The sequence below is a fragment of the Flavobacterium hankyongi genome (assembly GCF_036840915.1).
GTDB lineage: Bacteria > Bacteroidota > Bacteroidia > Flavobacteriales > Flavobacteriaceae > Flavobacterium > Flavobacterium hankyongi.
Genome location: NZ_CP085725.1, coordinates 2,906,508 through 2,923,447 on the forward strand (window position 1 = coordinate 2,906,508; position 16,940 = coordinate 2,923,447).

Annotated in this window: 14 protein-coding genes, 1 tRNA gene and 1 pseudogene; 11 read left to right on the plus strand and 5 right to left on the minus strand. The window is 33.8% G+C overall.

Annotation, left to right across the window (positions count from 1 at the left end; genetic code table 11):
- Nucleotides 1–11: 11 nt before the first annotated feature.
- The gene (locus tag LJY17_RS13265) at nt 12–1,385 is read left to right on the plus strand and encodes an NADH-quinone oxidoreductase subunit N (protein WP_264544298.1); all 1,374 of its coding nucleotides are present in this window, start codon (nt 12–14) and stop codon (nt 1,383–1,385) included.
- A gap of 51 nt (nt 1,386–1,436) precedes the next feature.
- Here LJY17_RS13265 and LJY17_RS13270 read toward each other — a convergent pair whose 3' ends face one another.
- The 3 genes from LJY17_RS13270 to rplU all read right to left on the minus strand — a co-directional run bounded on the left by LJY17_RS13270 (nt 1,437) and on the right by rplU (nt 2,684).
- Nucleotides 1,437–1,889, minus strand: coding sequence for a 6-pyruvoyl trahydropterin synthase family protein (locus tag LJY17_RS13270; RefSeq protein ID WP_264544299.1), 453 nt, complete (start codon nt 1,887–1,889; stop codon nt 1,437–1,439).
- An 80-nt stretch (nt 1,890–1,969) separates the two neighbouring features.
- Nucleotides 1,970–2,230, minus strand: coding sequence for a 50S ribosomal protein L27 (gene rpmA / locus LJY17_RS13275; protein ID WP_073308627.1), 261 nt, complete (start codon nt 2,228–2,230; stop codon nt 1,970–1,972).
- A 25-nt stretch (nt 2,231–2,255) separates the two neighbouring features.
- A complete protein-coding gene (gene rplU, locus LJY17_RS13280; protein WP_264544300.1) occupies nt 2,256–2,684 on the minus strand; it encodes a 50S ribosomal protein L21 in 429 nt (142 codons plus the stop codon).
- A gap of 182 nt (nt 2,685–2,866) precedes the next feature.
- On the opposite strand from rplU, the gene LJY17_RS13285 reads away from it, so the two are divergent.
- The 7 genes and pseudogenes from LJY17_RS13285 (at nt 2,867) to LJY17_RS13315 (ending at nt 9,698) form a co-directional block, all read left to right on the plus strand.
- Nucleotides 2,867–4,192, plus strand: a complete 1,326-nt coding sequence (locus LJY17_RS13285) for a M16 family metallopeptidase (RefSeq protein WP_264544301.1) — start codon at nt 2,867–2,869, stop codon at nt 4,190–4,192.
- A gap of 4 nt (nt 4,193–4,196) precedes the next feature.
- Nucleotides 4,197–6,248, plus strand: a complete 2,052-nt coding sequence (locus LJY17_RS13290) for an insulinase family protein (RefSeq protein ID WP_264544302.1) — start codon at nt 4,197–4,199, stop codon at nt 6,246–6,248.
- A 105-nt stretch (nt 6,249–6,353) separates the two neighbouring features.
- Complete coding sequence (locus LJY17_RS13295) at nt 6,354–7,121, plus strand: TatD family hydrolase (RefSeq protein WP_264544303.1); 768 nt, start codon at nt 6,354–6,356, stop codon at nt 7,119–7,121.
- Nucleotides 7,122–7,181: 60 nt separating this feature from the next.
- Nucleotides 7,182–8,314: pseudogene (locus LJY17_RS13300) on the plus strand (1-acyl-sn-glycerol-3-phosphate acyltransferase).
- Nucleotides 8,304–9,329 (plus strand): asparaginase, encoded by a 1,026-nt coding sequence (locus tag LJY17_RS13305; RefSeq protein WP_264544304.1) that lies wholly within the window; start codon nt 8,304–8,306, stop codon nt 9,327–9,329. The pseudogene LJY17_RS13300 and the gene LJY17_RS13305 overlap by 11 nt, the downstream one beginning before the upstream one ends.
- Before the next feature lie 2 nt (nt 9,330–9,331).
- Nucleotides 9,332–9,418 (plus strand) — tRNA-Ser (locus LJY17_RS13310).
- Nucleotides 9,419–9,527: 109 nt separating this feature from the next.
- Nucleotides 9,528–9,698, plus strand: coding sequence for a hypothetical protein (locus tag LJY17_RS13315; protein ID WP_264544305.1), 171 nt, complete (start codon nt 9,528–9,530; stop codon nt 9,696–9,698).
- 35 nt (nt 9,699–9,733) lie between these two features.
- Here LJY17_RS13315 and LJY17_RS13320 read toward each other — a convergent pair whose 3' ends face one another.
- The gene (locus LJY17_RS13320; RefSeq protein ID WP_264544306.1) at nt 9,734–10,420 is read right to left on the minus strand and encodes a hypothetical protein; all 687 of its coding nucleotides are present in this window, start codon (nt 10,418–10,420) and stop codon (nt 9,734–9,736) included.
- Between the two features lie 80 nt (nt 10,421–10,500).
- Nucleotides 10,501–10,890, minus strand: coding sequence for an SPOR domain-containing protein (locus tag LJY17_RS13325; RefSeq protein WP_264544307.1), 390 nt, complete (start codon nt 10,888–10,890; stop codon nt 10,501–10,503).
- Nucleotides 10,891–11,107: 217 nt separating this feature from the next.
- On the opposite strand from LJY17_RS13325, the gene LJY17_RS13330 reads away from it, so the two are divergent.
- From LJY17_RS13330 to nrfD, 3 genes are read left to right on the plus strand one after another with little or no spacing between them, the layout of a single operon-like run.
- Nucleotides 11,108–12,445 (plus strand): c-type cytochrome, encoded by a 1,338-nt coding sequence (locus LJY17_RS13330; protein ID WP_264544308.1) that lies wholly within the window; start codon nt 11,108–11,110, stop codon nt 12,443–12,445.
- Between the two features lie 33 nt (nt 12,446–12,478).
- Nucleotides 12,479–15,505: a TAT-variant-translocated molybdopterin oxidoreductase gene (locus LJY17_RS13335; RefSeq protein WP_264544309.1), complete on the plus strand. Its 3,027-nt coding sequence runs from the start codon at nt 12,479–12,481 to the stop codon at nt 15,503–15,505.
- A 27-nt stretch (nt 15,506–15,532) separates the two neighbouring features.
- Nucleotides 15,533–16,939 (plus strand): NrfD/PsrC family molybdoenzyme membrane anchor subunit, encoded by a 1,407-nt coding sequence (gene nrfD / locus LJY17_RS13340; protein ID WP_264544310.1) that lies wholly within the window; start codon nt 15,533–15,535, stop codon nt 16,937–16,939.
- Nucleotide 16,940 lies beyond the last annotated feature (1 nt).

A 16,940-nucleotide genomic window follows, 5' to 3' on the forward strand; every position in this document is an offset into this window, starting at 1 on the left:
AACAATATAAGATGAATACATTAATAGCAATATCAGGATTAGGGATTTTAAGTCTTCTTGCCGAAATTTTTAATGGTAGAAAAGCAATTGTGCCAGTTACTATAATTGGACTTTTGGCTATTTTAGGATATAATATTTCACCATATAATCACTTAGGAGCATTCTATAACAATATGATGTTTGTAGATAAGTTTTCTGTTGCATTTACAAGTTTATTTATTGTGGTGACTATATTTTTAATCGCCTTAGGTCATGAGTTCTATAAAGAGCATGCTACTAAAATTTCAGATTATGTTGCAATAAAAGTATTTTTACTAGCTGGTGCAGTAGCGATGGTTTCTTTTGGGAATATGTCTATGTTTTTCTTAGGAATAGAGGTTTTATCAATTTCGTTATATGTATTAGCGGCTAGTAATCGCTTAAATTTAAGAAGTAATGAAGCAGGTATGAAGTACTTTTTGATGGGTTCATTTGCTTCTGGAATTATACTTTTTGGAATATGTTTGTTATATGGTGCAACTGGTAGTTTCGATTTGATGACTATGTACCAAATTACACATACTATGAATTATCCTCAATGGTATTTTATTGGTATCACACTTTTGGTGATTGGAATGCTCTTTAAAATAGCGACTGTGCCTTTCCATTTTTGGGCACCAGATGTTTATGAAGGTTCTCCAGCTTTAACAACTGCTACAATGAGTACGCTGGCAAAAATTGTTGCTATGGCAGCTTTGTATAAAATTGTGGTTTTGATGGTTCCTGCTCAAACGTATTCATTTCAAATGATTATTGTTTGTGTTTCGATTGCTTCAATGGTCGTAGGAAACATTATGGCGTTACGTCAAAATAATGTAAAAAGAATGTTCGCCTTCTCAGGTATATCTCATGCAGGTTTTATGCTGATGGTGTTATTAATACTTAATAATTCTGCTGGAGTATTGTTATATTACGCAGCTGCTTATGCAGTAGCTGGAATTGCATTTTTTGCAGTTGTATTATATGTTACAAAAGGAAAAGATAATGAGACTATTGATTTGTTCAACGGTTTTGGTAAATCTCATCCTGTTTTAGCTGCGGTTTTAACAGCTTCATTGTTATCAATGGCTGGAATTCCAATTCTATCAGGTTTCTTTGCTAAATTCTTCCTTTTAAACCAAGTGATGCAAACAGGTTGGATAGTTTTAGTTGTTGTTGCAATTGTGAGTTCTATAATTAGTGTTGGATACTATTTCAAAATAATTTTAGCGATGTATACAAAGGAAAGTTCAACTAATGAATTGCCTAAAGTTCCTTATGTGTATCAAATTGTTGCTATATTAGCATTAGTTATCAATGTTGCTTTAGGTTTGTTTCCAAGTGCAGTATATAATTTGTTAGGGTAAAAATCTTTCAAGATAGATAAAAAAAGCCAGTTGTTAAACAACTGGCTTTTTTTATCTATTATCCTCAGCATACCATTCGGCAAATGAAGTTTCTGTTTCTTGTAGTCGTAAAGAGTGGAGTTGAACAGTTTCTGGTAGACGACTTTTTATTTTCGCTGCAAAATCAATTACCATGTTTTCACTCGTAGGTTGGTAGTCTACTAAAATAACATGATGTCCACGATCTTTAAGCTCGTTTGCAAGCTCTATGTGTGGGGTTGTTGCATTGAATACGGTTGCGTGGTCAAAAATGTCTACAATGTCTTCTTTTACTATTTTCTTTAAATCAGAAAAATCGATTACCATGCCATATTTTACATTGCTCCTATCGGTTATTGGTGTGCCAATTACTGTAACCGAAAGTTTGTAACTATGTCCGTGAACATTTTTGCATTTACCGTCATAACCAAATAAAGCATGCCCGGTTTCAAAATTAAATTGCTTTGTAATTCGAATTTTACTCATGATATAAATACTTGTTGTAAAGGTATAAAAAAAGAAAGCGCTCGCAATGCGAACGCTTTATACTTTAAGTTTCTTAAAGACTAAGCTTCAAATGGAACTACAGAAACAAAAGATTTGTTTTCACCTTTTTTCTGGAATTTCACTACACCGTCAACTTTAGCATGTAAAGTGTGATCTTTACCCATGTAAACATTTTCACCTGGATTGTGTTTAGAACCTCTTTGTCTTACGATGATATTACCAGCCATTGCAGCTTGGCCACCAAAAATCTTAACGCCTAAACGTTTCGATTCTGATTCTCTACCATTCTTCGAACTACCGACACCTTTCTTGTGAGCCATGATGTATTGGTTTTATAAGTTAATATTATTCGTTAGTATCTTCTTTTTTAGCTTTAGTAGCTTTCTTTTTTGGAGCAGCTTCTTCTGTAGCTACTTCAGCTTTAGGGGCAGCTTCTTTTTTAGGAGCAGCTTTTTTTGCACCTGTTGCAGAAATTCCTTCAACTAAAATTTGTGTAAGATACTGTCTATGACCGTTTCTCTTTTTGTAACCTTTTCTTCTTTTCTTTTTGAAAACAATTACTTTATCACCTTTTAAGTGTTGTAACACTTTAGCTTCTACTGAAGCACCTTCTATAGCTGGGGCGCCTAAAGTTACGTTTCCGTTATCGTCTAATAAAAGAACTTTGTCAAAAGAAACTTTTGATCCTTCTTCATTAGCTAAACGGTGAACATAGACTTTTTGGTCTTTGCTTACTTTAAATTGTTGCCCTGCTATCTCTACGATTGCGTACATAACAATGATGTTTAATTAAAATTTAAGTGTGCAAATATACAACTATTTATGAAACCAACAAGTTAGCTTTTAAAAAAATAGACTTTTGTTAAATTTATAAGGAATAGGCATTAAAAAAGTTATTTTTGATGTAACATTTTTAGAATGTAATAGACTAAAAAATAAACTATTTATTAATTTTTATGAAAAGATCATTAATGGCGTTAGGATCACTATTTCTTTTAGGAGGTACAGCAACAGCGCAAAAAGTAGAGTTTCAAGAGTACACACTTGACAACGGATTGCATGTAATTTTGCATCAGGATAAATCGGCACCAGTGGTAATTACATCTGTAATGTATCATGTTGGAGCAAAAGATGAAAATCCTAATCGTACTGGATTTGCCCATTTCTTTGAGCATTTGTTGTTTGAAGGAACAAAAAATATTGGTAGAGGAGAATGGATGAAAATGGTTTCGTCTAATGGAGGAACAAACAATGCCAATACGACTGATGATAGAACATATTATTATGAAGTTTTTCCTTCAAATAATTTAGAACTTGGTTTATGGATGGAATCTGAAAGATTAATGCATCCTGTGATTAATCAAGTTGGCGTTGATACTCAAAATGAAGTGGTTAAAGAAGAAAAAAGGCTTCGTGTAGACAACCAGCCTTATGGAAATATCTTAGCTGAAGTTAAAAAGAATATTTTTAAAAAGCATCCTTATCGTTGGGCAACTATTGGTTCTATGGAACATTTAGATGCAGCAACTTTAAAAGAATTTCAAGATTTTAATGCTAAGTATTATGTGCCAAACAATGCGGTGCTTGTAGTGGCAGGTGATTTTGAATTTGCAAATGCTTCAAAATGGATTAATCAATATTTTGGACCAATTAAAAAAGGAGCTGATATTAAAAGAGAAACTTTTACAGAAGATCCAATTACTGAAACAATCAAAGCTACGTACCAAGATCCAAATATCCAAATCCCTATGTTGGTTGCTTCGTATAGAACACCATCAATGAAAACTCGTGATGCTAGAGTATTGGATATGATTTCAACTTATTTAAGTGATGGAAAAAGTTCTAAGTTGTACAAAAAAATTGTTGACGACAAGAAAATGGCATTGCAAATTGGTGCTTTAAGTTTTTCGCAAGAAGATTATGGTACCTATATATTATATGGATTGCCAATGGGAGCTAATACAACAGAAGGATTGTTGAAAGAAATTGACGAAGAGATTGTGAAAATTCAAACAGAATTAATTTCTGAAAAAGACTTCCAAAAATTACAAAACAAATACGAAAATCAATTTGTAAGTAGTGTAGCTAATGTTGAAGGGATTGCTGAAAATCTTGCTTCATTTTACTTATTATATGGAGATGTTAACTTAATTAATACAGAAGCTGATATGTACCGCTCAATCACACGTGAGGAAATCCGTGATGTTGCAAAAAAATATCTAAACTCAAACCAAAGATTAATTTTAGATTATATCCCTGCTAAAGATAAAGCTCAAAACTAAGAACATGAAGAATTCAATTATAGTACTTTCAAGCTTGTTTTTTACTTTTACAACTATGCAAGCACAAAACGACAGACCGCAACCAAAACCAGGACCTTCTCCAACAGTAAATGTAGGTAAACCTCAAAAATTCACTTTGCCAAATGGATTAAAAGTGATGGTGGTTGAAAATCATAAATTACCAAGAGTTTCTTTTAACTTAAGTATAGACAATGCACCATTTGCCGAAGGGGCAAAAAAAGGTGTAGATGATTTGACTGGTGCATTAATAGGAAACGGAACTAAAACTATCTCTAAAGAGGCATTTAATGAAGAGGTAGATTTTATGGGAGCAAATATTAACTTCTCTGCTAATGGAGGATATGCTTCAGGATTATCCAAATACGCAGGAAGAGTTTTGGAACTTTTAGCTCAAGGAGCGTTAGAACCAAATTTCACTCAAGCAGAATTAGATAAAGAAAAAGCTAAACTTATCGAAGGGCTAAAATCTGGAGAAAAGAGTGTTCAAAATGTTGCTTCGAGAGTAGAGAACGTTTTGGCTTTCGGAAAAAATCACCCAGCAGGAGAATTTTTAACAGAGCAATCAATTAATAATGTTTCTTTAAACGATGTAGTTCAACATTATAACACATATTTCGTTCCTGAAAATGCATATTTAGTTGTTATTGGTGACGTTAAGTTTGCTGATGTAAAAGCAAAAGTTGAAAAAGCATTCGAAACTTGGGATAAAGCATTAGCTCCTAACTTGAGTTACAATGATCCTAAAAATGTACAGTATACACAAATCAATTTTGTTGACATGCCAAATGCTGTTCAATCTAACATTTCATTTGTGAACACAGTTAGCTTAAAAATGATGGATAAAGATTTCTTTGCTGCAATATTAGCAAACCAAATTTTTGGAGGTGATTTTAATAGTTACTTAAATATGAACCTTCGTGAAAAACACGGATGGACTTATGGTGCAAGATCAACAATAAAAGGGAATAAGTATATTACTAAATTTACAGCTTCTGCTCAAGTTCGTAATGCAGTTACTGATAGTGCAGTGGTTGAATTAATGAAAGAAGTTAAGAGAATTAGAACTGAGAAAGTTACTGATAAAGTACTTAAAGATGTGAAAGCAGCATATATTGGAAACTTTGTGATGCAAATTGAAAAGCCAGAAACTGTAGCTCGTTATGCGCTTCAAACAGAAACTCAAAAATTACCGGCAGATTTCTACGAAAACTACATTAAAAGCATAAATGCTGTTACTGTTGATGAAGTAATGGCTGCGGCTAAAAAATATTTCATGGCAGACAACGCAAGAATTGTAGTTGTTGGAAAAGGTAGTGAAGTAGTTCCTGCATTAGAGAAAACTAAAATTCCAATGTTTTTCTTTGATAAGTATGGAAATCCAGTTGAAAAACCTGTAACTAAAAAAGCCGATGCTAAAGTTACTGTGCAAACAATTGTAGATAACTATATCAATGCAATTGGTGGAATTAAAGCAGTTTCTGAAGTAAAAACTGTGGCTACTTTTGCTAAAGGAAGTGTTCAAGGTCAAGTGATAGATTTTAATACAAAAGCGGCAACAAAAGGCGGATTTGCATTAGATATGGCTTTACCAGCAATGGGAATGACTTTAGTTAAACAAAGAGTAAATGATAAAACTGCTTATATTGAGCAACAAGGAAATAAAAAAGTAATTGAAGGTGAAGATTATAAATTGATGAAATCTCAATTACATCCTTTCGCAGAAATGTATTTTATAGATAATCCTGCAATCACATTTACAGGAATCGAAAAAATTAATGATGTAGATGCTTATGTTATTAAAACTCCTAAGGCAAGATTCTTTTATGATATGAAAACAGGATTAAAAATTGCTGTTGAGAAAGAACAAAAGCAAGGAGAAAAAGTAGCAAAATCTATGCTTTATTATGCAGACTATAAAGATGTGAAAGGTGTGAAATATCCTTTTAAAATAACTCTTGAAGCAGGAATGCCTATTGAGCTTACTGTTTCAGAGGTTAAAGTTAATGAAGGAGTAACTGATGCTGATTTTCAGTAAAAATTATTAAAATAGTTTCTAAAAGCCGCTGTGTTTATTAAACATGGCGGTTTTTTTATGTGCTCTTTTCAAATTCTGATTAACTTTGCAATTCAAATTTCACCAATGATTTTAACTGATACACATACACATTTATACTCATCTCAATTTGCTGATGATCGTAACGAAATGATTCAAAATGCAATTGATAAAGGAGTAACTCGTTTTTTTATTCCAGCAATTGACTCTTCTTATGCAGAGCGAATGTTTGATTTAGAAGAGCAATATCCTGATAATGTTTTTTTAATGATGGGTTTGCATCCTTGTTATGTGAAAGAGAATTATGAGGAAGAGCTTCTATTTGTAGAGCATCAATTTTCAAAAAGAAAGTTTTTTGCGGTAGGTGAAATAGGAATAGATTTGTATTGGGACAAAACAACACTTGAAATACAAAAGATTGCATTTCAAAGACAAATTCAATTAGCTAAGAAGTATAAGTTGCCAATTAATATTCATTGCCGAGATGCTTTTGACGAAATTTTTGAAGTGTTAGAGATGGAAAAGTCTGATGATTTGTTTGGGATTTTTCATTGTTTTTCAGGGGATTTAGAACAAGCGAAAAAAGCTATTTCTTATGGAATGAAACTGGGAATAGGAGGGGTTGTTACTTTTAAAAATGGTAAAATAGATCAGTTCATTAATCAAATTGATTTAAAGCATATTGTTCTTGAGACGGATGCGCCTTATTTAGCACCAGCTCCACATAGAGGAAAGCGAAATGAAAGCAGATATGTAACTCTAGTTGCACAAAAACTATCCGAACTTTATGGTCTTCCTGTAGAAGAAATCGCAAGGATTACTACACAAAACTCAAAAGAAGTGTTTGGAATATAAGGTTTTCATAACCTAAATTTCAAAAAAAAATTGTTCATTTGTAAGTATAAAACCACCAAAATGCAAAAATTCGATGCCATTCGACCTTATTATGATGCCGAAGTAAATCAGGCTTTGCAAAATGCCGTTAATCATCCTATTATGAAAGCGATGATGAATTTTACTTTTCCAGATGTTGAAGAAGAAGTATGGCAAAATCAATTAAGAAAAACACATTCCATAAGAGATTTTCAATGTAACTTTATTTATGAAGCAATTCAAAAAGTTTTACAAAAAAGCTCTGATGGATTGAGTACTTCTGGTTTTGAAAAATTAGAGCCTAATACTTCATATCTCTTTATATCCAATCATAGAGATATTATTTTAGACACATCATTACTTAATATTGCTTTGTTTGATCATGGTTTAGTAATGACAGCATCTGCAATTGGAGATAACTTGGTAAAAAAAGATTTCTTGCGTTCGCTTTCTAGGTTAAATAGAAATTTTATAGTTCAAAGAGGATTACCACCAAGAGAATTGCTACAAAGTTCACATTTGATGTCTGAATATATTGAACAGTTATTACTTCGTGAAAATAGATCAGTATGGATAGCACAGAAAGAGGGTAGAACAAAGGATGGTAATGATGCGACGCATACTGGAGTGCTAAAAATGCTAGCTATGGCATCTGGAAAAAGAGATGTTATCGATTATTTTAAACAAATTAAAATTGTTCCTATTTCTATTTCATACGAATATGATCCTACAGATGCTTTAAAGATGCCTCAGCTTATGGCCGAAGCTAATCAGGAAACTTATGTAAAAGGATCTAATGAAGATTTTAATAACATAATTAGTGGAATTATTGGTCAGAAAAAAGGAATTCATATTCATGTTGGCGATATTTTAGAAGATGAACTAGATATAATTAAACAGGAAAATAGTAATACTGCAAAACAAGTTCAAGCTTTAGCACAAGTTGTTGATGAGTCTATTTTGAAGTTTTACAAATTGTGGCCTACAAACTTTATTGCGTATGATGTTTTGCACGAAACGAATAAATTTTCGGGCAGATATACAGAGCAAGAAAAATCAATTTTTTAAGAAGGTTAGAAATGCGAATAGATGCTAAAAATGAACAAATGAAAGAGGGTTTTTTAGCTATGTATGCTAATCCTGTAGTTAACAAAATGAAGTATAATGCAATCTAAGCCTAATATTCTTTTAATTTATACTGGTGGAACTATCGGGATGGTCAAAGATTTTGATACCGGTGTTCTTAAAGCATTTAACTTTAGTAAGTTGTTAAAAAACATTCCAGAATTAAAATTGTTGGATTGTAACATTGCTACTATCTCCTTTGAAATACCAATTGATTCTTCAAATATGAACATTGGTGAATGGGTAAAGTTGGCTAATATAATTAAAGATAATTACGATAGCTATGATGGTTTTGTAGTACTTCATGGGTCTGATACAATGTCATATTCAGCATCAGCTTTGAGCTTTATGCTTGAAAATTTATCTAAACCTGTTGTTTTTACAGGTTCTCAGTTGCCTATTGGTGATTTAAGAACAGATGCTAAGGAGAATTTAATTACTGCCATTCAAGTAGCTTCTTTACAAGAAAAAGATAAATCTGTTATAGCAGAAGTTTGTTTGTATTTCGAATACAAATTGTATAGAGGTAATAGAAGTACAAAAATAAGTGCAGAACATTTCAATGCTTTTGCTTCTCCTAATTTTCCTTCATTGGCAGAATCAGGGGTTTTTCTGAAAGTAAATGAAGAACTGTTGGTTAAACCTTCGGTTAAAAAGCTTGTGGTTCACACGCAATTTGATGATAATGTAGCAGTGGTTAAAATATTTCCTGGTATCAATGAGAATGTAATGAGAGCAATTCTTTCTGCAGATAATTTAAAAGGAATTGTTTTAGAAACTTATGGATCGGGTAATGCTCCAACAGAAGATTGGTTTATAAATTTACTTTCCGATGCCATTAAAAAAGGAATTCAAATTGTAAATGTGACGCAATGTTCTGGAGGCAGCGTAAATATGGGACATTATGAAACTAGCTCTCAACTAAAAGAAATTGGTGTTATTTCAGGAAAAGATATTACTACAGAAGCTGCTATTACTAAGCTTATGTATTTATTAGGGCAAAATGTTGCTTCTAATGTTTTTAAAACGATTTTCGAGACTTCTTTAAGAGGAGAAATGAATTAAAAAGAGAGGTGTCCGAGTGGTTGAAGGAGCAAGCCTGGAAAGTTTGTATGTGGGTAACTGCATCGAGGGTTCGAATCCCTTTCTCTCTGCAAAAAAAAGTAAAGCCAAAACGAAAGTTTTGGCTTTTTATATTTAACTATTTCATAACCTTCGCTTTTTTATATTTTTTTAACTTTAATTAACCAAAAATGTTTAGTTATGAAAACGTATTATTTTTATATAGGAATTGCAGTGTTGCTAGGTTTTTTACTTATTCGTTTCTTGTACCTTAGAAATGAAAAGGATAAAAAAGAGCTTGAGGATAATTTGAATAATGATTACAAGAAAATTCAGGAAATTGAAATTAATGATAAAGACATGACAAATTAGTCTTTACAAAAAAGAGAGCTTTTAAGCTCTCTTTTTTATTCTGATTTTTTTTCTTCCGTTTTCTTTTCTTGTGATAGAGGTGATCCTACTGCGATATCACATCGATGACCTGGCTGTCCATGAGCAGGATTCATGCCTGGAGCTGCTGTAGTGGTACTACCTGTTGAAAGTAAGGATGGTGTGCTATTGTTTTGTGGTGTAATTGCACCATCTTTTGAAACATTTGCTGGCGTAACTGTCATTCCTAAGCCGTTATCTTTACTTGTGGTTGTGTTGGGTTTCGAATTTATAGGAGCTCCAACGGCAATATCGCATCTATGTCCTGGTTGTCCATGTGGAGGATTCATTCCTTTTAGAGTTTTAACAGGTTGAGTAGTTGTTACTGCTTGATTTTGAATTTGTATAGGTTGTCCCGTTGGATTTACCTGTGTTGTTTGAGGTGTTGGTTTAGAGTTTAAAGGAGCTCCAACAGCAACATCACACCTGTGGCCTGGTTGACCATGAGCTGGGTTTATTCCACTTGTATTGCTTTGTGCACTATTGTTTGAAGATGTTTGTGTATTACTTTGCTTTAGTGGTGTTGCGCTTGCTGTTTTAGCAGTATTAGGGGTTTCAGTTGCTCTAACAGCAGTAGAACTTTCTTGAGGTATAAGCTCTTTTTTGCATGAAACAATAACTGAAGTCGATATGATCAATAACCCTAATGATATTTTTGTTTTCATTTTTATTAATTTGGAAATCAAATATAGTAGTTTTAAAAAGTCACAGGAATAACTTTTTGTTAAAAATCCAAAACCACTTTCTATTTGTTGGGTTTAACTAAAAAAGCATTAGGATATCTTTTCTTAATGTCAACTAGTTTTCTTTCAGCTTCTATGCGTGTTTTGTAATTTCCTACCCATACTTTATAAATTGGAGTATGGAAAACGATAGTCGCATCTGTCTTCTTGTTCGTTTTTCTAAAATCCAATAAAGTTTTTTTACTCAATTCAGCATTTCCAGTAAAAATTTGAATTTTAAAGCGATCATTAATAGTAATTGAATTGTTAATTTTTCTTTTTTCGTTTAATAATTGTTCGAATCTTTGGTCTTGAGTAACTGTAATTTTTTCATCTTGTGCATAAAGACTAAACGATTGAAGAGTTGCTAAAATGCTGATATAAAATAGGTTCTTTACTGTTAAGGTTTTCATAACGAATATAATTTGAAGCAAAAGTACATTATAAGTGTTTATTCAGTTAAAAAATATTATTTAGAATAAATATAAATTAATAATTAAGATATATTTAAGGTTTTGAGAATAGTTCATAAGTCGTATTTTTGTCGGAGTTTTTAAATGGCATATTGTGTTCTTTGCTGAAAAAGTATCGAAAATACTGTGCCAAACTTAGATGTTAATCATTTAATATATGAAAAAAGTGGGAAACCATAAATCGATTTTTAAAGTAGTAACGTTAAGTCTTTCGTTATTATTATCTGTTTCTTTTAGTTCTTTTGCTCAAGATGCGGCTGCTACGGCACCTGTTGCTGATGCTACTGCAGTGCCTGCTGCTAGTGGTGATGCTGCTGCTGGAAAAGCTTTGTTTAATGCAAATTGTGCTGCTTGTCACAAATTGGATGCAAAAATGACAGGTCCTGCCTTGCGAGGTGTGACTGAACGTCGTGATAGAGCATGGTTGGGTAAATGGATTAGAGATTCAAAAGGATTAATTGCTTCTGGAGATGCAGATGCGGTTAAAATTTTCGGGGAGTTCAACAAAGTTCCTATGACTGCGTTTCCTCAGTTGTCAGATGCTGATATTGATAATATTTTAGCGTATACATCTGAGCCTGCTCCTGTGGCTGAAAAACCTGCGACTGGCAAAGAAACTGCTGAAGCTGGAGCTAGTGGTGGAGGATTGTCTAATAACCTTATTTTAGGTTTATTGGCGGGAATCTTGGCTGTTTTAGTTGGAATGTTGTTTATGGTTAACAATGCTTTAGGTAAAATTTCAAAAGCAAATGGTGTTGATGTTCCTTTAAGGAATCCTTCTTTGATGCCTTTATGGAGAGCGTTTGCTAAAAATCAATTTTTAGTGTTGGTTTCCGTGATTTTGTTAATGCTTACAAGTGCTTATTTTATCTACGGATATTTAATGCAAGTTGGTGTTGATCAAGATTATGCACCTATTCAACCTATTCACTATTCTCATAAAATTCACGCAGGTGATAATGGTATTGATTGTAAATACTGTCACTCAGCTGCTCGTGTGAGTAAAAATGCTGGTATCCCTTCATTAAATGTTTGTATGAATTGTCATAAAAACATTTCTGAATTCCAAGGTGATAAAGATTCAACTTATGTTGAATACACTAAAGAATTCTATACTGCTGAAATTCAAAAATTATATGATGCAGTAGGATGGGATAAAAACACGCAGAAATATACTGGAAAACAAAAGCCTGTAAAATGGGTTAGAATCCATAATTTACAAGATTTTGTTTACTTCAATCACTCTCAGCACGTTTCAGTTGCTGGTGTTGAGTGTCAAACTTGTCACGGTCCAGTTCAGACTTTCGAGATCATGAAACAACATTCTCCATTAACAATGGGATGGTGTGTTAATTGTCACCGTGAAACAAATGTTAAGGTAGAAGGAAATGCTTACTACGACAAAATTCATGCTGAACTTTCTAAAAAATATGGTGTAGACAAATTAACTGCTGCACAAATGGGAGGTCTTGAATGTGGTAAATGTCACTACTAATTATTTATTAAGAAGCTAATTTTTATATACAATATGTCATCTAACAAAAAATACTGGAAAAGTGTTGAGGAGCTAAACGAAAATAGCTCTATTGTTGAGACGCTTAGAAATAACGAGTTTGTTGAAGAAATTCCAACTGATGAGTTTTTAGGTGATGCAGCATCGCTTGCATCTTCTTCAACAACACGTCGTGATTTTCTTAAGTACGTTGGATTTAGTACAGCTGCAGCTACTTTAGCTGCGTGTGAAGGTCCAGTGCATAAGTCAATTCCTTATGTAGTTCAACCTGAAGAAATCATTCCTGGTTTAGCAGATTATTATGCTACGTCATTTTCGGATGGTTTCGATTTTGCTAATATTTTAGTAAAAACTCGTGAAGGTCGTCCTATTAAAATAGAAAATAACAAGATTGAAGGAGCTAATTTCCATGCTAATGCTCGTGTTCATGCGTCAGTTTTATCATTATACGATAACTTACGTTTAAAAACATCGAAAATTGCTGGTAAAGATGCGTCTTGGGATGAGGCTAACGCTAAAATTAAAGCTAGTGTTGCTGATGCTAAAGCAAAAGGAGGAAAAGTTGTTTTGTTAACAAATACTTCTGCTTCACCTTCAACAGATAGATTGATTGGTCAATTTTTAGCTGCTAATCCTAATGCTAAGCATGTTGTATATGATGCAGTATCTTCTTCAGATGCCTTGGATGCTTTCCAAATGGTTTATGGAGAAAGAGCTTTAGCAGATTATGATTTTTCAAAAGCAAATACAATTGTTTCAGTTGGTGCAGATTTCTTAGGAGATTGGCAAGGAGGCGGATTTGATGCAGGTTATGCTCAAGGACGTATTCCTCAAAACGGTAAAATGTCTAAACATTTTCAGTTTGAAGCTAACATGACTTTGTCTGGTGCTGCTGCTGATAAGCGTGTGCCGATGACTGTTGCTAATCAAAAACAAGCATTAGTTCAAATTTATAATGTAATCACAGGTGCTTCAGTAAGTGCTGCTAATAACCCAGAAGTGGCTAAGGCTGCTCAACAGTTAAAAGCTGCAGGAAGCAAAGGTGTTTTGGTTTCTGGTATTGATGATAAAAATGCTCAATTGTTAGTATTGGCAATCAACCGTGCTTTATCAAGTGAGGCTTTCAATCCAGTTAATACTCGTCAAATCCGTAAAGGAAATAATTCAGAAGTTAAGCAATTAATCGCTGATATGAATTCAGGTGCTGTTCATACATTAATTATGAATGGTGTTAATCCAGTTTACACTTTGTCAAATGGTGCTGAATTTGCAACTGCATTGAAAAAAGTTAAATTGGCTGCTACTTTCACTATGAAAGAAGACGAAACAGCTTTAGCTTCTTCAATTGCTGTGGCAACTCCACATTATTTAGAATCTTGGGGTGATGTTAGTATTGTTAAAGGACAATATGCTATAACACAACCTACAATCAGACCATTGTTTGATACTGTTCAATTCCAAGATGCATTATTATCATGGACTGGGAACGCTCAAACATATTATGATTATATCCGCACTTCTTGGTCAGGTGCTAAATCATGGAATCAATTAGTACATGATGGTGTAGCTATTTCAGAAGCAGTTGCTGGTTCTGGAGTTGGTGCAGATTTTAATGCTGCTGCCGGTGTTTTAGCTAAAGCTAAAGGAACTCAAACGGAATTAGTATTGTATACTAAAACAGGGATGGGTGATGGTCAGCAAGCAAATAATCCTTGGTTACAAGAGTTCCCAGATCCAATTACAAGAGCTTCTTGGGATAACTATGTAACAGTTTCTAAATCAGATGCTGAAGCGTGGGGGTTAGAAAACTGGAATGTTGCTAACGGCGGTCTTAATGGTAGCTATGTAACTTTATCTGCAAACGGAGTGAAGTTAGAAAAAGTTCCAGTAATGATTCAGCCAGGTCAAGCTAAAGGAACTGTAGGTTTAGCTTTAGGTTATGGTCGTAAAGCTTCATTAAAAGAAGAAATGCAAGTAGGTGTTAACGCTTACGCTTTATATAGTAACTTCAACAATGTGCAAAATGTTTCTATCGCTAAAGAAGATGGAGAGCATGAATTTGCATGTGTTCAGTTACAGAAAACATTAATGGGTCGTGGAGACATCATTAAAGAAACTTCATTAGAAGTTTTCAATACTAAAGATGCTGCAGAATGGAATATTATGCCAGTTGTATCTTTAGATCATAAAGAAGTTGCAGCAACTTCTGTAGACTTATGGGAATCTTTTGATAGATCAATAGGTCACCACTTCAACTTATCTATCGATTTGAATGCTTGTACTGGATGTGGAGCTTGTGTTATCGCTTGTCATGCAGAAAACAATGTACCAGTAGTAGGTAAATCTGAAGTAAGAAGAAGCCGTGATATGCACTGGTTACGTATCGATAGATACTATTCTTCTGAAACTACTTTTGAAGGTGATAACAAAACTAAAGCTGCTAGTTCAGGTTTAATGGACTCTATCTCTACTTTAAGAGGTATGGAAGATCCATCTGAAAATCCACAAATTGCATTCCAGCCAGTAATGTGTCAGCACTGTAACCATGCTCCATGTGAGACTGTTTGTCCGGTTGCTGCTACTTCTCACGGTCGTCAAGGTCAAAACCAAATGGCTTATAACCGTTGTGTAGGTACTCGTTACTGTGCAAACAACTGTCCATATAAAGTACGTCGTTTCAACTGGTTCTTATACAACAAAAACGAAGAATTTAACTATCATATGAACGATGATTTAGGTCGTATGGTTATAAATCCTGATGTGAATGTTCGTTCTCGTGGGGTTATGGAAAAATGTTCAATGTGTATCCAAATGACACAAGCAACTATCTTGAAAGCTAAAAACGAAGGTCGTTTAGTGAAAGATGGTGAATTCCAAACAGCATGTTCAAATGCATGTACTTCTGGAGCTATGGTATTTGGTGATGTAAATGACAAAGAATCTCAAGTGGCTAAATTAGCTGAAGATAAGAGAGCTTACCATTTATTAGAGCATATTGGAACAAAACCAAATGTTGTATATCACGTAAAAGTTAGAAATTAATATTAATAAGAAATAAGATAAAGGATTATGTCGTCTCATTACGAAGCACCCATTAGAAAACCTTTAGTACTTGGAAATAAAAGCTACCACGATGTAACAATTGATGTAGCTGCTCCAGTTGAAGGTAAAGCCAATAAACAATGGTGGACTGTATTTTACATAGCACTTGCTTGCTTTTTGTGGGGAGTTAGCTGTATGTTATACACAATTACCGAAGGTATTGGAACATGGGGATTAAATAAAACAGTAGGTTGGGCTTGGGATATCACTAACTTTGTTTGGTGGGTAGGTATCGGTCACGCAGGAACCCTAATCTCTGCAGTATTATTGTTATTCCGTCAAAAATGGAGAATGGCTATTAACCGTTCTGCAGAAGCAATGACAATCTTCTCGGTAGTTCAAGCAGGTTTATTCCCAATCATTCACATGGGTCGTCCATGGTTAGGATACTGGGTATTACCAATCCCGAACCAATTTGGTTCATTATGGGTTAACTTTAACTCACCATTACTTTGGGACGTATTTGCGATCTCTACGTATTTATCAGTATCATTAGTGTTCTGGTGGACTGGTTTATTACCTGACTTTGCAATGATTCGTGATAGAGCAGTAACACCTTTTAATAAAAGAGTATATTCTATCCTTTCTTTTGGATGGACAGGTAGAGCAAAAGACTGGCAACGTTTCGAAGAGGTTTCTCTTGTATTAGCTGGTTTAGCAACACCACTTGTACTTTCTGTACACACAATCGTATCATTTGACTTCGCAACTTCAGTAATTCCAGGATGGCATACTACAATCCTTCCTCCTTACTTCGTTGCTGGTGCGATTTTCTCTGGATTCGCGATGGTAAATACATTACTTATCATCATGAGAAAAGTTTCTAATCTAGAAGATTATATTACAATTCAGCATATTGAGTTAATGAATATTGTAATCATGATTACAGGTTCAATCGTTGGATGTGCTTATATTACTGAGTTATTTGTAGCTTGGTATTCAGGAGTTGAGTATGAGCAATATGCATTCTTAAACCGTGCAACAGGTCCTTACTGGTGGTCTTACTGGGCGATGATGACTTGTAACGTGTTTTCTCCGCAGTTTATGTGGTTTAAAAAATTAAGAACAAGTATCATGTTCTCATTCATTATCTCAATTGTTGTAAACATAGGAATGTGGTTTGAGCGTTTCGTAATCATCGTAACATCATTACACCGTGATTACTTACCATCTTCATGGACAATGTTCCAACCTACATTTGTTGATATAGGAATCTTTGTAGGTACTATCGGATTCTTCTTTGTATTGTTCTTATTGTATGCTAGAACATTCCCAGTAGTTGCACAAGCAGAGGTTAAGACTATCTTAAAAACTTCTGGTGATAACTATAAGAGAGAAAGAGAAAAAAACGGTCATAATCACGATAATCACTAAT

Coding starts and splice junctions, on each gene's coding strand:
- LJY17_RS13265 (WP_264544298.1), top strand. CDS start 12: ATGAATACATTAATAGCAATATCAGGATTAGGGATTTTAAGTCTTCTT.
- LJY17_RS13270 (WP_264544299.1), bottom strand. CDS start 1,889: ATGAGTAAAATTCGAATTACAAAGCAATTTAATTTTGAAACCGGGCAT.
- rpmA (WP_073308627.1), bottom strand. CDS start 2,230: ATGGCTCACAAGAAAGGTGTCGGTAGTTCGAAGAATGGTAGAGAATCA.
- rplU (WP_264544300.1), bottom strand. CDS start 2,684: ATGTACGCAATCGTAGAGATAGCAGGGCAACAATTTAAAGTAAGCAAA.
- LJY17_RS13285 (WP_264544301.1), top strand. CDS start 2,867: ATGAAAAGATCATTAATGGCGTTAGGATCACTATTTCTTTTAGGAGGT.
- LJY17_RS13290 (WP_264544302.1), top strand. CDS start 4,197: ATGAAGAATTCAATTATAGTACTTTCAAGCTTGTTTTTTACTTTTACA.
- LJY17_RS13295 (WP_264544303.1), top strand. CDS start 6,354: ATGATTTTAACTGATACACATACACATTTATACTCATCTCAATTTGCT.
- LJY17_RS13305 (WP_264544304.1), top strand. CDS start 8,304: ATGCAATCTAAGCCTAATATTCTTTTAATTTATACTGGTGGAACTATC.
- LJY17_RS13315 (WP_264544305.1), top strand. CDS start 9,528: ATGAAAACGTATTATTTTTATATAGGAATTGCAGTGTTGCTAGGTTTT.
- LJY17_RS13320 (WP_264544306.1), bottom strand. CDS start 10,420: ATGAAAACAAAAATATCATTAGGGTTATTGATCATATCGACTTCAGTT.
- LJY17_RS13325 (WP_264544307.1), bottom strand. CDS start 10,890: ATGAAAACCTTAACAGTAAAGAACCTATTTTATATCAGCATTTTAGCA.
- LJY17_RS13330 (WP_264544308.1), top strand. CDS start 11,108: ATGAAAAAAGTGGGAAACCATAAATCGATTTTTAAAGTAGTAACGTTA.
- LJY17_RS13335 (WP_264544309.1), top strand. CDS start 12,479: ATGTCATCTAACAAAAAATACTGGAAAAGTGTTGAGGAGCTAAACGAA.
- nrfD (WP_264544310.1), top strand. CDS start 15,533: ATGTCGTCTCATTACGAAGCACCCATTAGAAAACCTTTAGTACTTGGA.